The sequence below is a fragment of the Shewanella sp. SW1 genome (assembly GCF_025653545.1).
Classification (GTDB): Bacteria; Pseudomonadota; Gammaproteobacteria; order Enterobacterales; family Shewanellaceae; genus Shewanella; species Shewanella oncorhynchi.
This window is the reverse complement of sequence record NZ_JAKKSG010000001.1, coordinates 379,248-396,375: the sequence shown is the minus strand read 5'-3', so window position 1 is coordinate 396,375 and position 17,128 is coordinate 379,248. Positions and strand designations below refer to the sequence as shown.

Here is a 17,128-nt window from a genome sequence, read left to right as displayed (position 1 = left end):
CCAAAATGGACATATTAGGCAAATATTACAATAGCTTGATGAAAATAGAAGTAAATGAGTTAATCTAGCCACAACAATCTATGCGACCTTAATCACACCTTAAAAATGACTGAAAAAACCAATAACAGACTATTAATGAAATAAATGGATCAGTTAATTGCAATAATGACGATGAATATGAGTGATAGCTCTACTTTTAATAACCAGAAAAACAACAAATTTAATTTAATATAACCAAAGTAGATATACACCCAACAGTCTAAGTGATCATTGTCACATATAAGAAAATCCCCCGAGAGAAGCACCCCGCAGCACTGTAAATTAGCATTTCATATAACAGCCAAGATGATCTAGATCATATTAGTCAAGCTCACAATAGCGTCTAGTACACAACACAGAATGTCGAGACCGTAAGTACTTGCAGTATTAACTGCTGATTTATTGGTCTGGGAAGTCGACATGAAGGCAGATGAAAAATCCTAATATCAATAATAAGACAGACCACTTTATGAAGAGGCAAGCATGACAATACTTCAACTCCTCGCTAGCTTGACGCCAGTGCTCAGTGTAATGCTATTTCTAGTGTTACTCAGAATGCCTGCATCTAAGGCTATGCCTATCTCCATGATAATCACAGCGCTCGCCGCCGTGTTTATTTGGCAAATGGATACCACATTACTGGCGGCATCGGTCCTCGAAGGACTGCTCTCAGCCATCACACCGTTAACCATCATTTTTGGTGCCGTATTCCTACTCAATACCCTGAAATACTCAGGTGCCATGGACACTATCCGTGCTGGGTTTACTAACATCAGTGCCGATGCCCGTGTACAAGTCATCATCATCTGTTGGTTATTCGGTGCCTTTATTGAAGGTAGTGCTGGTTTTGGTACTCCCGCAGCCATTGGCGCACCACTACTGGTATTGCTTGGTGTACCACCCGTTGCCGCAGCTGTCGTGGCTTTAATTGCTGACTCGGCCTGTGTATCCTTCGGTGCGATTGGTCTACCTGTACTCTTTGGGATGGAACAGGGTCTGATCCAAGGTGGCGTGAGCATGGCGGCGGAGCAATTTGCTGCCCATGGTGGTAACTATGCTGGTTATGCTCGATATATCGTCATGCATATGATCACTATCGACTTAATCACAGGTTCATTAATTCCTCTCGTAATGGTGACCATGCTAACTGGATTCTTTGGTCGCAATAAATCCTTTAAGGAAGGCTTAGCAATTTGGAAATTTGCGATTTTCTCAGGTCTTGCCTTTACCGTCCCCGCATGGATCATCAACTACCTTGCTGGCCCAGAATTCCCTTCGGTTATCGGTTCATTGATCGGTATGGCCTTAGTGATCCCCGTTGCGCGTAAAGGCTACTTACTGCCTAAAACGCCATGGAATGATTTCGCAGAGAATGACAGTCAAGAAAGCGGAAAAGTCGAAACAACGGCTAAGTTTTCTCAAATTGCCGCTTGGACACCTTACATCATCATGGCTGCGCTTTTGGTACTGTCGCGTACAGTGGCACCGTTAAAAGCATGGTTATCAAGCTTTAACATCAGCTGGACAGGCCTAATGGGCACTGAGCTTAAAGCCAGCTTCGCAACCTTATATGCACCAGGTGCCTTCTTTGTTGCCGTGTGTATTCTAGGTTTCTTCCTGTTCAAAATGAAAAGTCCTGCGATTCAGCAAACGGTCGGTGTTTCATGTAAGTCCATGCTGCCAACAATTATTTCATTAGGCGCATCAGTGCCTATGGTGAAAATCTTCTTAAACTCAGGTGCGAATGGTGCAGGTCTTGCCTCAATGCCTGTCGCTTTAGCGGATATGTTGGCAGGTTCCATGGGCGCTGTGTGGGCTTGGATGGCGCCTATCGTGGGGATTTTTGGTGCCTTCTTATCGGGTTCAGCCACCTTCTCAAACATGATGTTCTCCAGCCTTCAATACAGCGTTGCCGACAATATTGGCATGAACCACACACTGGTATTGGCACTACAAGGTATCGGTGCAAACGCCGGTAACATGATGTGCGTAATGAACGTGGTTGCCGCTGCAACGGTAGTGGGTATGGCAGGTAGAGAATCAGAAATTATCCGTAAAACAATGCCTGTTGCCATTGGTTATGCCTTACTGGCGGGCACAATAGCTACCCTGTGGGGTGGATTCTAAGCCGTTTTATTTTATTGAATGCCCGAAGTCACTCCCAGTGACTTCGGCTTTAATCTATTAATAAAGAGAGTGATGCTATGTCGATTAACTATAAACTGGTCATCGATGATCTAAGAACGCAATTAGGTGATCATCCCGTGACGGATGATCCCGTTCGCCGTTTTGCCTGGTCCACCGATGCAAGCTACTTCAGGATAGTCCCAGAAGTGGTTGTCCATGCAGAAACCCTAGAACAGGTAAAGCTCACATTAGCCGTTGCCCGTAAGCATGATGCACCCGTCACGTTTAGGGCCGCTGGAACCAGTTTATCTGGCCAAGCTATCGGTGAAGGTATTTTGTTGATCCTAGGCCATGATGGTTTTAGAAAGATTGAAGTCAGTAGCGATGCCAAACAGATCACCTTAGGTGCTGCAGTCATTGGTTCCGACGCTAACGCCGTACTCGCGCCGCTTAACCGCAAAATTGGTCCCGATCCCGCCACCATAGGCTCCGCCAAAATTGGTGGTATTGTGGCAAACAATGCTTCGGGAATGTGCTGTGGTACTGCGCAAAACAGTTACCAAACTATCGCTTCCGCGAAACTTCTTTTTGCAGATGGTACTGAACTCGATACAGGCTGTGAAAAATCAAAAGCTGCCTTTGTTAAATCCCATGGAAAAATACTGGATGCGCTGACAGAACTGTCGCACATGACTCGTCATAACACAGTGTTAGCGGACAGAATTCGTAAAAAGTATTCCATTAAAAATACCACCGGCTACGGCATCAATTCGTTACTCGATTTTACCGACCCATTTGACATCATCAACCACTTAATGGTGGGGATGGAAGGCACCTTAGCTTTTATTAATGAAGTCACTTATCACACAGTGAATGAAGCTAAATTTAAAGCCTCAGCTATGGCCGTATTCCATAATATGGAAGATGCCGCACGAGCCATACCACTGATAAACGGTGAAAGCGTTTCTGCGGCTGAACTCCTTGATTGGCCATCAATCAAAGCAGTAACGGGCAAGCCTGGCATGCCAGATTGGTTATCAGAATTACCGGCCCTATCCGCTATTCTACTGATAGAATCCCGTGCTGATGACGACAAAACCTTAGAAAATTATACTCAAGATGTCACCGCGAAACTCGTCGGCTTTGACTTTATCCGCCCAATGGAATTTAGTACTAATCCAGCGGTTTATGACAAATACTGGGCAATGCGCAAAGGCTTGTTCCCGATTGTAGGTGGTGAGCGTCCAAAGGGAACCTCAGTTATCATCGAAGACGTGGCCTTTGAACTAGAGCACCTTGCTGCTGCGGCGCACGATATCACTGAGCTTTTCCATAAACATGGTTACCCTGAAGGCTGTATTTATGGCCATGCTCTTGCGGGTAACTTCCACTTTATCATTACCCCCACCTTCTCGACTCAAGCCGATATCGATCGTTTCCATGCCTTTATGGATGATATTGCCGACATGGTGATTAACAAGTACGACGGTTCAATGAAAGCCGAGCATGGTACTGGCCGTGCTGTCGCGCCGTTCGTCGAAAAAGAATGGGGACAAGATGCTTACACTTTGATGAAGAGCATCAAACAAGTATTTGATCCACAGGGTATTCTAAACCCAGGAGTTATTCTTAACGACGATAGCAATGTCCACGTTAAAAACATCAAGCCCTGCCCTGTGGTCGATGATTTTGTTGATAAATGTATCGAATGTGGTTTCTGTGAAAAAACCTGCCCAACATCGGCACTCAACTTCTCACCTCGTCAGCGTATTGCGACTCTGCGTGAAATCGAACGTTTAGAACAATCCGGTGATAAAGCCGCCGCAGCAGAAATGCGCGCCGCCGCTAAATACGATGTAGTTGATACCTGTGCCGCCTGCCAGCTTTGTACTATTGCTTGCCCAGTGGATAACAGCATGGGCCAACTGGTGCGTAAACTGCGCACGCCGTACATCAGCACTACTGAACAAAAAGTCTTAGATTTCCAAGCCAAACACTTTGGCGCAGTTAACCAGGTTATCAGTTCAGGTTTTGACATGCTTGGCGTGATCCACAAGATCACTGGCGATAGCATTACCAGTGCCCTAATGAAAACCGGCCGTTTGATTTCAAAAGAAGTGCCTTATTGGAACCCCGATTTCCCGAAAGGCGGCAAATTGCCAAAACCATCACCCGCTAAAGTTGGCCAAGAAACAGTGGTTTACTTCCCAGCATGCGGCGGCAGAACCTTTGGTCCGACACCCAAAGATCCCGATAACCGCACTTTACCTGAGGTGGTTGTCACGCTGCTGGAACGTGCTGGCTATAACGTCATCACGCCAGAAAAAACCCGCGATTTATGTTGCGGCCAGATGTGGGAATCTAAGGGCGACTTTAAAAACGCCGATGCCAAACGCCAAGAACTTATCGATGCCGTGAGCAAGATGACCAATGGTGGCAAGCTGCCAGTAATCGTCGATGCCTTGTCTTGCACCTACCGCACTTTGTCAGGTAATCCAAAAGTACAAATTATCGACTTAGTTGAGTTTATGCACGACAAGCTACTGACTAAGCTCAACATCAGCAAAAAAGTCAATGTGGCACTGCACTTAGGTTGTAGCGCACGCAAGATGAAACTTGAACCTAAGATGCAAGCAATCGCCGATGCCTGCTCTGCGCAAGTGCTCAAACCTGTGGGAATTGACTGCTGCGGTTACGCGGGTGAAAAAGGCTTGTATAAGCCTGAAATCAACGCCAGCGCACTGCGTAATATCAAAAAGCTCATTCCTGTCGAGATTAAGGAAGGCTATTACGCCAACCGTATGTGCGAGGTCGGTTTGACCCAACACAGCGGCATTTCCTACCGCCACTTAGCTTATCTGCTCGAAGAGTGCAGCCGCTAATCTGGTATGTCAGTAGTAAACAACGGGGCTATTTTTAGCCCCGTTTGTTTATATAAGCGAACTATTCTCATTTATTTGTCATTAAGTATTTTTTGAGAATTTAAAACCTGAATAAATACATTTTAAAACCAATGTAATCATCAAGTTAAAATATTCTCATTTTTGAAAAAATCTACAAGCTCATTTACTAAATTAGGGCTACTTATTCCGCTAAGATAGGCCTATATTTGATCAACTACCTTAGCATTAGTGTGGATATTGGGTCACACTGCAAGGCAATGTCGTTCACTAACAAGAAAGAGAAAACACAATGAAAATCGCCCTTTTCATCCCGTGTCTAGTCAATCAAATGATGCCAGAGGTCGCGATTGCCACCTTGGAATTATTAGAGAAACTCGGGCACCAAGTGATTCTACCCGCGGGTCAAACATGCTGTGGCCAGCCGATGACAAACTCGGGTTGCTTCGATGCAGCACGCAGTACCACTCTTAAATTGCTCAACGCCTTTAAAGGAGTGGAATGCGACGCTATTGTTTGCCCTGCCGCCTCTTGTTTAGTGGCCGCCAAAGAAAACTTCCACGAGTTTGATAGCAGCCCAGAAGCACAAGCTGTGATCAACAAACTCTATGAACTCACAGAGTTTTTACACGATATCGCGCCGATCCCAGCCTTTACCAAGCCCTTCGCGCACAAAATCAGCCTGCAACTGAGTTGCCATGGTATTCGCATGTTAAGCCTTGCCACCCCAAGTGAGCAAATGGGACCAAGATTCAACAAAGTCGAAGCTGTATTGGCCAATATTACCGGCATAGACATAGTGTATCCAGACCGCCGTGACGAATGCTGCGGCTTTGGTGGCACCTTCGCCGTCGATGAAGGCGCAGTGTCGGCCAAAATGGGCAAAGACAAGGCCCAAGCCCACGCCGCAACGGGTGCTGAGTATGTTGTGGGTTTTGATCCCTCATGCCTATTGCACCTCGATGGCATGATCCGCAGACAGCAATTGCCGATTGAAATTCGCCACATAGCGCAAGTGCTAAACGCCGCGCTCTAGGAGACTCACCATGGCTTACAATCATAATCACGGAGCTAATGGCTCCCAAGTCCATGCCCATAAAGCCGATATTTTTTGCCGCGACGAAACCCGTGTCGACTGGCATTCAAAAGCGCTATGGATGCTCAGAGAAAAACGCGACCGCGCCGCGGGTAGCATCCCAGAATGGGAACAACTGCGTCAGTTAGGCTCAGAAATAAAGCTGCACACGCTAACCCATCTTGCTCAATATCTTGAAACCTTTGAACAAAACTGTATCGCCAACGGCATACAAGTCCATTGGGCGAAAGATGGCGCAGAGCACAATCGTATCGTGCATGACATTTTATCCCGCCATAAAGTCAAAAAGTTGGTGAAGTCTAAGTCTATGCTGACCGAGGAATGTCACCTCAATCCGTACTTAGAACAACGTGGCATTGAGGTCATAGATACCGACTTAGGTGAGCGGATTATTCAGCTCGCCAAAATGCCACCATCACACATAGTCGTGCCCGCTATCCATATGAAAAAGGAAGAAGTCGGCGAACTCTTCCATGAAAAACTCGGCACTAAAGCGGGGGGATCCGATCCCTTGTATTTAACCCGCGCCGCCCGTGCCCACCTGCGTGAACAGTTCCTTAGCGCCGATGCCGCGATGACAGGCGTGAACATGGCGATTGCCGATAAAGGCGCCGTGGTGGTCTGCACGAACGAAGGCAACGCCGACATGGGTGCTAACCTGCCTAAGTTGCAGTTGCATTCAATGGGGATCGACAAAGTGGTGCCCGATATCGATAGCGCAGCCGTCTTGCTACGCACACTGGCACGCAACGCCACAGGCCAACCTGTCACGACTTATAGCGCCTTTTACCGTGGCCCACAGCCCGAAGGTGAGATGCACATTATTATCGTCGACAATGGCCGCACTGAGATGCTCAAGGATAAAATCCTCGCAGAATCATTGAAGTGTATTCGTTGTGGTGGTTGCCTCAATACCTGTCCTGTGTATCGTCGCTCCGGCGGTTACAGCTACAACTACACCATCCCTGGCCCAATTGGTATCGCAGTGGGCGCTAAGATTGATGACACTAACTCGATTGCCTGGGCCTGTACCTTGTGTGGCAGCTGTACCTATATCTGCCCAACTAAGGTGCCGCTCGATAAGATTATTTTCCACCACAGACGCCTTAAGGCTGAAGCCGGAAAACTCCCCTATGGCAAAAACAGTTACATGCCATTAGTAGGTAAATTTATGGCAAGCGAAACCATGTTGAACTGCTCTATGAGTGTGGCGAGAACTGCGCTGCGCATTCTACCGGGTAGTCTGTTAAAACCCTTTAGCGGTGCATGGGGTAAATACCGTGAACTGCCCGTTGCCCCGAACTCCAGCTTCGAAGCTTGGTTTAAGAAACACAGGAGCCTATAAGATGTCTAGTAAACTTGAAATTCTCAATGCGCTCAAACTGTCGGCCTTAACAAATCATCCTATGCCAAGCATAGAAGTGGCGCCAAGGCTCGAAAATCTCGTCGGCCAGTTCGAGACCAACCTCAATACTGTCGCGGGTACGCTGCATAAAGAAGGTGGCATCAAAGCCCTGCAAGCCAAAGTCGATGAACTTATTGCCCAAGGGTTACAGGTCATCTCACTTGTAGAGAGGGTCACGGCAAACCGTGAAATGCCACCCACTGCCCACGAGCTCAAAAACATAGATTATGCAGTGATCCCAGGTGACATTGGCGTTGCCGAAAACGGTGCCATATGGGTTAACAATAAGAATCTAGGCCACAGAGTGACACCTTTTATCTGTGAAAACCTGATCTTAGCCCTGCCAACGAATAAGATTGTGCCGACCCTACATCAGGCAGCTAAAGAAATCACGTTAGCCTCAGGTGAGTTCGGGGTGTTTATCGCGGGTCCATCAAAAACCGCCGATATCGAACAAGCCCTCGTCGTCGGCGCCCACGGCGCCTGCAGCTTGAACGTGTATTTGCTCTAATGCCTCGAGATTTAATGTAACCAAGAAAATTCAAGGGTTATGGAATAATCGAAACACAAAAGCCGCCTTCATTAGCGGCTTTCTTATTGAGACTTCGCTGAATGATATTTGAGTTGTAGGCTGATAAACCACTAACACAGCTTACTAATTAACGTTTATTGACAAGCAGTTTACAGGCTTGCCATGGCATTCACTCGCCGACTCGGTGAATAGAAACCTAGGGCTTTAAGCTTATGAACGAGAGCCATGGTCGTTCTCATGCATCCCTGCATTGCACGACATTCAGGCGTCCTGCCTATCAGATGGCGAACTGGCAGTTAAACACGGATGTTGTTCAAGTCAATCCGTGGATGCAGGGCCGCTCCATCCTGCTCTTTGATGAACGGCGCCATCTCTGATATTTATCTGTGTACGTTAGTGACGTTTAAATATAAACCCAACATTAAGATATTGATTTAAAATGTGATATTACTACATTCTAAGGCAATCGTTAGTGATAAGCAGGGGATCTTTATCAAGTCGCTTTAACCACGTGCGATAGCGCACATACTGAGGATACCTTAGTAGTATCCTCGACTCGGTTGATAGTATTCTCGACTATGTCCATGAGGCATTTATAGTAAAGGTGAGTAAATGAACGAGGTATTACTACAAATAAAGGCGCTCACCAATGGTGATCCTTTGTTGACGGCTGTCATTGTTGGAGTATTAACATTTACGTTAATTGGACTCGTAGGCTACATGCTAAAAGATGTCCCCGCAAAGCTGTTAAGTTGGCTCAGTAGTCTGCTGTTTGTGCGGCTCACTATAGACGATAGCCATCAGGCGCGCACAGAGGTATTCAATAAACTGTCCTTTTTGATCAGTAATACTACCATTCCGTTTTTTTCACGCTCTATCTCTGAGGCTGTGTACTATGACTATAGTGTGAGTTACGACGGGCGTGTCAGTGTTAAGTCTATCGGCTACGGTATGCACCTGTTTAAATACGGTGGTTGTTTCATGTTGGCTACCCGCTCTAAGGTCGATAGTACGATGGCATACGATACTATTACTGTAAGTGCACCATGGTGGGCAAAAGATAAACTATATCGTTTTTTAGAAGATACTCGTGGAGACATCTCTACAGAGCCAAAAGTGAATATTTTCGAAGAAACCGAATGGTGTCGCTATGGCACATTGAAATCATCGGGTTTTAGTGAATTAGTGCTAGATGAAGGGTTTAAGCAGAAGTTGATGGGAGAAGTTGATAACTTCGCAAGTAGAGGGAAATCGGTTGTAAGTAAGCTAACCATACTGTTACATGGAAAAACGGGTACTGGTAAGACGGGTATAGCGAGAGCCTTAGCTGTTGAGTATCATCGCGATCTATACATATTGAATCTATCGACTGTAAATGATGCCACTATTCATAAGGCTATTAGAAAAGTACCGCCCGGAGCTATGTTGTTAATAGAGGACTGTGACTGTGTAAAGGCTACGGTATCACGTGCTGCTGAAAGCAATGTAGATAACCCACCACTCACTTTAGGTGGCGTTCTAAACGCGTTAGACGGAATCGTTCCTCTTGATGATTGCCTTGTCATAATGACCACAAATCATCTTGATAATCTTGACCCCGCGTTGATACGTAAAGGTCGTGTAGATGTCAATATTGAAGTACCACTTATCAGTGCAAAACAAGTTAATGAAGACTACTTTGAACGTTTTGGCGCAGTTCTTAATAGAACTGAGCCATTGTTAGGTTGTGAAGTCTATGAACTCCATCGCAGAGCGAACTTAAGATATGGGGTGTGTTGTAAGCCAGTGTAGATGCTCTGGATTCAACAAACCATGAGGTCATGATAGCCATGAATAACAATAAACTGTTCGTCTTCAATTAGTGGTAACTGGCCGAGTTGCTGTAATCTGATTTTTAATTCAGCAAGCAGAAATACATTGTCATCCGCCAAACCGGCGGGACAAACGGTTTTCGCAATTCTAATCGCGTTAATGGATTTATAGCGAATACACCTTTGCACAAAAAGACAATCAGTAGCCATGATCTCGGATAACACTTGATTTGAGGCTTCATAATCGAGAGGAAAGTCCTCTTCACCGACCAACTGTAGTTGCAAATACACAGGACGAGAAGCTAACAGCGTCATACATTCGCGCCATTTAGTATTATTCATCATAGAACTCATAATGTTAAATTGCTTTTTTACCCCTGATGATTAACAAGTTACCTTTGGTGTTTAACAGCCCGTATAGGGATTAAAAATGGTAGCGAATAAAGTAAGCCGCTTAAAGTAATGGGCTAGACGTAAACTCGTTTAGTACATCTTCTGAGGTTGACTCATATTCAACCACCAGTTTATGGGGTGTAAGCCGATACACTCTCACCTCAATATTCCCTCGCACAGCATAAATTAAAGCGCCGCCATAGGTTGTTTCAGGCCCAAGATCTCCTGCAGGAACTTGCTCGGCGGCGCCAATATACAGGCACCCTGACAATACTGTTAAGTTTGCAGAGAGATAATTCGAATTGAGCCCAGCCTCACCTAGCTTACGGAAAATTTCAACCTCATAACAGCCATCGGCGCCAAGTCCTACGAATAGCACATGACCTTGATTGATTTCCAAAATTTCGTCACTCGGCACAGACCACCAATCAGCCGTATCTTCACAGCGATGAGTTAATGCCGCGGGATCAAATATCGCCATTGTGGCGGTATCTGTGTCAAACCGAGTTGTTGTATAGGGTTTACTCATCATCCTTGCCCACTAACAGAAATGATTCTGACTACCTGTTTTATCCTTGATAACTCCAAACCTAAAATAGAAAAATCGCCATAATTTTAGGCCGTTACTACCACTTACTTACAACAATCCTTTACATAAAGGCTTTAGTGAACGCTTCCTTCGACTGGCGAATGTAGTTACGGGCGCTTTTGGCGTGCTGCTCCCACACGGCGCGGTCGCTAGGATCGGTAAAGGGGTTTTGCTCGGCGGCAATTGAGCGCTCAAATTTGTCGTAGAAGGTCAGCATGGCCGAAGTGATCTGATTAAAACGTTCCTTGAACTCTTGAAATTCATCAATCTTCTCAGTGGTTTTAATCATGTACTGCACTAACTCTGCATTGCTGTTCGAAGCCAATAGCGCCTCAGCTTTAGCACTGATATTGGCACTCGCCTCAGCAATCACCAGCGCGCGTGCCTGCTCGTCTTTACTCATCACTCGGCTGTAATTTTCAGGTGTGCGGGCAATACTGGCATGCTGTAAGTAACTGCGCAGATGCTTGTCGAGATCCTTACGGAAATTATCTAAGTTCTTCTGCATACTGACTAAATCATTGTCGAGTGCAGTGACTTGTTGCAGTTCTTTTTCGATTTCAGACATAAACCGTTCGGCCTGCTGATAAATTTTCAGGCCATTTTCTTCAGCAAACTTTTTATCACTACGGCTTAAGTCACTGTTGTCATAATTAGAGCGATCAAAAGTCGCAGCTAAGAATGACTTAAAGGGTTCGGCAAAGGCGGAATACGCACCGGCACTAACCACGTTTAAGGTGGCAGTAGCTAAGTCACCAAAGGGTTTCACCATAGAGCCTAAACGCGCCTGTTGGAGAGGCGATGCCACACGTTTAGCGTCAGTTAAAACCGACCTAAAGGTGTTATATCCCATAGGGTTAGACATTTTATTGCGCTCAGACGTCGCCAACACAAAGGTGATACTTGAATAAATAGCATTCGAGTACTCGAGGTATTGTCTTTGGCTCTCGAGCTGGGCGGCATAATTTTTACCTAAAGTACGAAATGACTCAGACTGCACTTCGTAATTCTTATCAGCTTTCAGCTTATCTAAAATCCCGCCGATAATTTTCTGCTCATTTTTTTGCAGGGCCATATCAAGGCGAATTTTACCTAAGCTCAAATCGTCCAAACTGATAGGGCCATTAATGGCCTCAATATCAAGACGGATATATTGGCGACTCGGATCATCAATAGACACTCGGTGTGCTAAATATTCGTTAGCCCCAGGAGTGATATCGATTAAAGCAACATGCTGCCACTGGGCATCGAGCTTTAATACCGGAGAGGTCAATACATTGATTCGATATTGGGTTTGAGTATTCTGGGTTTTGACCCAAAACTCTAATAGACCCGCTTCAGAAATAGGGTACTTACTGACGATACTGCTATTGCCTTCGACGCAAAGCAGCGCACTTTCACCTGTGTGAGGTTCAGCGCCTTCAAATTGACAACCCATGATCCACGACCAAGGTTGAGATAAACGATTGCCTTCGAAGTCGCTGGCAAACACTAACTCATTCTCTTTGGCACTGGCATTAACTGTCGTTAACACGCCAAGCAACAGCATAGAAATGACTGCAGTGGTGCGCATAAGGGCCTCATAAAACATAAATTACTAAAATCAACGAGCGAGTCATTCGGCTCAATACCCAGTCATATCAACAATCAATCGACCCAAAAGCCTAAGCGAACTCAGTCTGTTAATTGAGGGCTATAGCCTCGGCTCAACAGCACGCTTGGATAAGTCATTTTTGATTGCAGATTAAACCAGCGAAATGTACCAGAGGCCATCATCCCACGCTAGCCCTAAGTCATGTTTAACGACGAAAGATATGTAGGCAATTACAATCGGGGCCATTAATCACCCCAATTGTAAAATTTACGTAAAACTAAACACTTATGCCCCGGCTAAAGGTTACTTGCCTCGCCCCTTGTCTTGTCAATAAATCAGGCGAAACCAATACAAACCAAAGCAAGGATTAATGCAGACGTGCCTCGACTCGCTTCATGGCGTAAAACATCCATATCGTCAAGATAGTGCTACAGGTCGCGAGCGACACCCACACACCAATCACGCCGAACGCCCATGCAAAGCAGTAGATGATCGCAGCGATAAGAATAAGCTTAGCGCCCGTCAGCATAGAAGCTTGTTTCGAACAGTTAATAGCTTGGAAGAAACTCGCACCGACTAAGATTAAGCCTTCCATAGGCAAGCCCCAAAAATACCAGCGCATACCTTCAATCGCCACTGGTGTTAAATTCGGATTATCACCGGCAAACAAATACACTAACCATTCAGGGCGAGAATAAATCAGCGCTAAACCTAAAGCTGCGGTGAGTAACGTCATACCAAAGGCAATATTGCGCGCTTGTTTAACCCTATCGAAACGCCCAGCTCCCGCGTTGAAGCTATAAATAGGTTGAGTACCAAGCGCAATGCCCTCAAAAATCAGATAGAAAAACGCTTCTGTGTAACTCACCACACCATAGGCGGCCACATGTAATGGACCGCCAACCCACAAAAAAGCCGTATTATGCAGGGTTAACACTATCGACAAATACAGATTCATCAAAAAGCTGGGGAAACCAACGCGGGCTATATTAAGGCAATTATCGAGCTTGAGCTTCATCTGCTCAAAAGTGATTTTAAGCTGAGTGCGCGGACTGAAAAAATGCTGTAAACACAAAAGCCCCGTTACCGCCTGCGACAACATAGTCGCAATCGCTGCACCTGCTAAACCAAAGGGGAAAACCACAATAAACAGCCAGTCTAAGAAAGTGTTTAATACACCACCCAAAATCAGCACCCAAGTCACCATGGATGGCCTGCCATCATTACGCAGCAGTGTGGTGAAGGTCATTGAAATTATGGGGAAATGACACAGTGCAAAATACCAGAATAAGTATTCGTTAGCATTTTCGAGCATCTCCCCTTGCGCCCCAAGGGCAACCAAAATATCTCGCGAGAATATCCCACCAACAAGGGCAAAAAAGCATCCCGTTAATAAACATAACGTAAAGGCATTACCCAGTAGTTTACGGGCCTTGACTACATTACCTTGGCCAAGATTGATTGACACTAATGCCGCGCTACCCATACCTATCATGGCGCCAATAGCGTATAAAATCGCGCCCACAGGGTAAGCTAGCATCATCCCCGCCAGCCCTGTTTCACCTAAATAGTGGCCAACAAAGATGCCATCAATTGTCACATATACGCCCGTGACCAACATAGAGGCTATGGTGGGTATGGTATAGCGCCAAAAAAGCTTCGCAATCGGCTCCTCGAGCAAGCTCATATCCGCAGGAGCATGATTAGATGTTGTTGCTGTCATTAGCGTTTCTCACAAAAAGGGGGGCTAGAGTCGTATCTATCTAGAAAAATGATCGGGTGAACAAAAATGCGACAATGGATTGTACCTAAAAATAGCGAGAACTCAAAGCATGTTCATTATGAATAATTAACAATAAAGATTAATAATCACAATGACTTAAGCAGAAACAGTCCAATTTCAGCCAAATGACAAACTCAGTACAGTTCAATAACAGATGTGGGTTAATTCATCATTTTCTGCTACTTTTTTGGTGTTTAAGGCCGAATTAGGTAAAGTATCCGTTCAAGCAAGCCCATTATCGTATTTAAACAAGATGAAATCATTAACTTCATAAATTTAAGTTTTTGATAATTAATGGGTTAAACAGAAATAAATTCAATAACAATAATAAGGGAAGGACATGAGTCAGAATAGTCCAAATGCAGGCAACGATCTGCGAGAAGTCAAACAGCTCGGCATGTGGGCCTCCATTACTAGCTTAGGTTATGTGTTTTGGTTAGTTGGCGGTATGGAGTTAGTCGAGCGTATCGCCTACTACGGTGTTAAAGCCAGTGCAGGACTGTATGCTAAGGCGCCAGAGTCTGCGGGCGGCCTTGGGATCAGCCTGAGTGACTACGGCATTATTATTTCCCTCTGGGCGATCATGCAAACCTTTGTGCCCGTGTTCACCGGTGGCATGTCTGACCGAGTGGGCTACAAAGAAACCATCTTCGGCTCCACCATCATTAAAATCTTTGGCTATCTAGTAATGGCATTCTTCCCCAGCTTTTGGGGCTTCCTTGTCGGTGCATTACTCCTTGCCATAGGCACAGGGATATTTAAACCGGGCATTCAAGGCACCTTAGTGCTGTCCACTAATCGCAATAACACTTCAATGGCTTGGGGCATTTTTTACCAAGTTGTAAACATTGGCGGTTTCCTCGGGCCCTTGGTTGCTGTGCATATGCGCCAATTGTCTTGGGACAATGTATTTTTCGCCTGCGCCGCGATTATTTCACTCAACTTCTTATTCTTACTCACCTATACCGAGCCAGGTAAAGCCGAGCGACTGGAACGCAATAAGCAAATAAAATCGGGTGAAGTCGAACAAGAATCCCTGTGGCGTGATGCTTGGCGCGAGTTGAAAAAGCCGATTGTAATCTACTATATGCTCGTTTTTTCAGGATTTTGGTTCTTGTTCAATGCCCTATTCGATGTGCTGCCTATCCATATTTCCGAATGGGTCGATACCAGTGTAATTGTCACCTCCCTCTTTGGCAGCGAAGGCACCAGTAACGGCATTCTGCAATTTTGGCTTGGCCTCAATAACGAAGGCACTAAGGTGATGCCCGAGGGCATGCTAAACCTCAATGCGGGTCTGATTATGACCTGCTGCTTTATCGTCGCGGCGCTGACGGCTAAATACCGTATTACCACCGCTATGTTTATTGGTTGTTTGCTGAGTATTTTAGCTTTTGTGTTTATCGGTGCTTTCCATGCGGCATGGTTTATCGTATTCGCGATTGCCATGTTCTCCATTGGCGAAATGATGATTAGCCCGAAGAAAAACGAGTTTATGGGTAATATTGCTCCCGAAGGCAAAAAAGCCATGTACTTGGGATTTGTGATGTTGCCCCAAGGGATCGGCTGGGGATTAGAAGGCTACTTTGGCCCTAAACTCTATGAGATTTATGCATCAAAGGAATTGTTTTCGCGGGATTTATTGCTAGAGCGCGGCATGAACAGCACTGAGGTCAGCGCCATTCCCCAAGGTGAAGCCTTTACTACCTTGGTGAGTTACACAGGTGAAAACGCACACGATCTCACCCAATTGCTATACCACAGCCATAACATTGGCATGGCATGGTACATCATAGCCGCCATAGGGACTATTTCAGCGGTAGGGATTTACATCTATGGTAAGTGGTTACTCACACTACAAAGAGCCCAGCAAGCCGCCTAAGTGACACTCGCTGACCTAATTTGGGGCAAGGACGACAAAGACAAGATAAGGGCTAGATATGGCAAGGTGAGGAGCGATCCTCATCTTGCCTCATCAGTATCAGAAAGGACGCGTCAGCAACTCAGGCGTAAATTGTTCGGGCGACAGCAATAGGCCTAAGCTCTCGATTTGCGCATTCAGACGATTAAGATCTTGAGTCAGTGCCGGTAAGGTCAGCGTATTGTCATCGAGTTCATACACTTGCCTTAAACTGGTGTAATAAAACAGCAGTATAATCAAAGCATTCACGTCATTTTGCGCCGCAGCGGCTTTAATCTTTATCAGCTTGCGATAAATACGATTATGGAGTTGCTTTAATTGCCACACATAATAAATTTCGCTGAAAAAAGGTCGGTCTTTTAAGTTGTAAATCACGGCGCTACACAGACCCAAACTGAAAATCACGCCTAAGAGATTCAAGTGAAAATTACCTGTTGGCTCACCTGGCACTGGCGTCGCCCCAAACAGCGCTATGAGTCCAGTACCAAAAATCAGTGATAACACGACTAAGCTAACAACTAGAATAACAATGAATAAATTCATGTTTTTACGATACAAGGTTTTATCTATTTCCTGCAGCTTCATAACATCCCGCTCAAATAAACCGCCCAGCATTGGGGTATAAATCAATGAATGGCAGAGCATACCCCAATCCCCTTTATTCGGCCTTAACTGATTTAAACGCATAACGAAAATACATTTCTCCACCCCATCAGTGAATGATACAAACTGAAACCTTTAAGCGTAACTAAGCAGGCTGAGGGATAGGATGATGTATCGATTAAAGATCAACGGCTTAATGCCCTTACGATTAATCTTCCATTTATTTCAAAACATTAAAATGTTAACGTGCAACCAAATCTGGGTAAAATTTGCTAACCTTAACCCTAGTGAATTGCATAACGATATCGCCGCTTTTACGAGAGACAGTGTTCTAA

Annotated in this window: 12 protein-coding genes; 7 read left to right on the top strand and 5 right to left on the bottom strand. The window is 45.4% G+C overall.

Annotated elements, in window-relative coordinates; all coding sequences use genetic code 11:
* The first annotated feature begins 522 nt into the window (after window positions 1-522).
* The 6 genes from L5M71_RS01775 (at window position 523) to L5M71_RS01750 (ending at window position 9,890) form a co-directional block, all read left to right on the top strand.
* The gene (locus tag L5M71_RS01775; RefSeq protein ID WP_049821741.1) at window positions 523-2,166 is read left to right on the top strand and encodes an L-lactate permease; all 1,644 of its coding nucleotides are present in this window, start codon (window positions 523-525) and stop codon (window positions 2,164-2,166) included.
* A 77-nt stretch (window positions 2,167-2,243) separates the two neighbouring features.
* Window positions 2,244-5,048, top strand: a complete 2,805-nt coding sequence (locus L5M71_RS01770) for an FAD-binding and (Fe-S)-binding domain-containing protein (protein ID WP_263206108.1) — start codon at window positions 2,244-2,246, stop codon at window positions 5,046-5,048.
* Between the two features lie 310 nt (window positions 5,049-5,358).
* Window positions 5,359-6,102: a (Fe-S)-binding protein gene (locus L5M71_RS01765; protein ID WP_263206106.1), complete on the top strand. Its 744-nt coding sequence runs from the start codon at window positions 5,359-5,361 to the stop codon at window positions 6,100-6,102.
* A 10-nt stretch (window positions 6,103-6,112) separates the two neighbouring features.
* The gene (locus tag L5M71_RS01760; RefSeq protein WP_168823309.1) at window positions 6,113-7,507 is read left to right on the top strand and encodes a lactate utilization protein B; all 1,395 of its coding nucleotides are present in this window, start codon (window positions 6,113-6,115) and stop codon (window positions 7,505-7,507) included.
* 1 nt (window position 7,508) lies between these two features.
* On the top strand, window positions 7,509-8,078 hold the full coding sequence (locus L5M71_RS01755; RefSeq protein ID WP_263206103.1) for a lactate utilization protein C: 570 nt from the start codon (window positions 7,509-7,511) through the stop codon (window positions 8,076-8,078).
* Between the two features lie 633 nt (window positions 8,079-8,711).
* A complete protein-coding gene (locus tag L5M71_RS01750; RefSeq protein WP_263206101.1) occupies window positions 8,712-9,890 on the top strand; it encodes an AAA family ATPase in 1,179 nt (392 codons plus the stop codon).
* Window positions 9,891-9,901: 11 nt separating this feature from the next.
* Here L5M71_RS01750 and L5M71_RS01745 read toward each other — a convergent pair whose 3' ends face one another.
* The 4 genes from L5M71_RS01745 to L5M71_RS01730 all read right to left on the bottom strand — a co-directional run bounded on the left by L5M71_RS01745 (window position 9,902) and on the right by L5M71_RS01730 (window position 14,209).
* On the bottom strand, window positions 9,902-10,255 hold the full coding sequence (locus L5M71_RS01745; protein ID WP_263206099.1) for a hypothetical protein: 354 nt from the start codon (window positions 10,253-10,255) through the stop codon (window positions 9,902-9,904).
* Window positions 10,256-10,364: 109 nt separating this feature from the next.
* A complete protein-coding gene (locus L5M71_RS01740; protein WP_251071031.1) occupies window positions 10,365-10,832 on the bottom strand; it encodes a DUF6386 family protein in 468 nt (155 codons plus the stop codon).
* Window positions 10,833-10,953: 121 nt separating this feature from the next.
* The gene (locus L5M71_RS01735; RefSeq protein WP_113941018.1) at window positions 10,954-12,465 is read right to left on the bottom strand and encodes a hypothetical protein; all 1,512 of its coding nucleotides are present in this window, start codon (window positions 12,463-12,465) and stop codon (window positions 10,954-10,956) included.
* 388 nt (window positions 12,466-12,853) lie between these two features.
* Window positions 12,854-14,209: an MATE family efflux transporter gene (locus tag L5M71_RS01730; RefSeq protein WP_028760699.1), complete on the bottom strand. Its 1,356-nt coding sequence runs from the start codon at window positions 14,207-14,209 to the stop codon at window positions 12,854-12,856.
* A 400-nt stretch (window positions 14,210-14,609) separates the two neighbouring features.
* On the opposite strand from L5M71_RS01730, the gene L5M71_RS01725 reads away from it, so the two are divergent.
* Window positions 14,610-16,151, top strand: a complete 1,542-nt coding sequence (locus L5M71_RS01725) for an MFS transporter (RefSeq protein ID WP_028760700.1) — start codon at window positions 14,610-14,612, stop codon at window positions 16,149-16,151.
* A gap of 99 nt (window positions 16,152-16,250) precedes the next feature.
* On the opposite strand, the gene L5M71_RS01720 is transcribed toward L5M71_RS01725, so the two are convergent.
* A complete protein-coding gene (locus L5M71_RS01720) occupies window positions 16,251-16,775 on the bottom strand; it encodes a DUF3087 domain-containing protein (protein ID WP_263200267.1) in 525 nt (174 codons plus the stop codon).
* Window positions 16,776-17,128 lie beyond the last annotated feature (353 nt).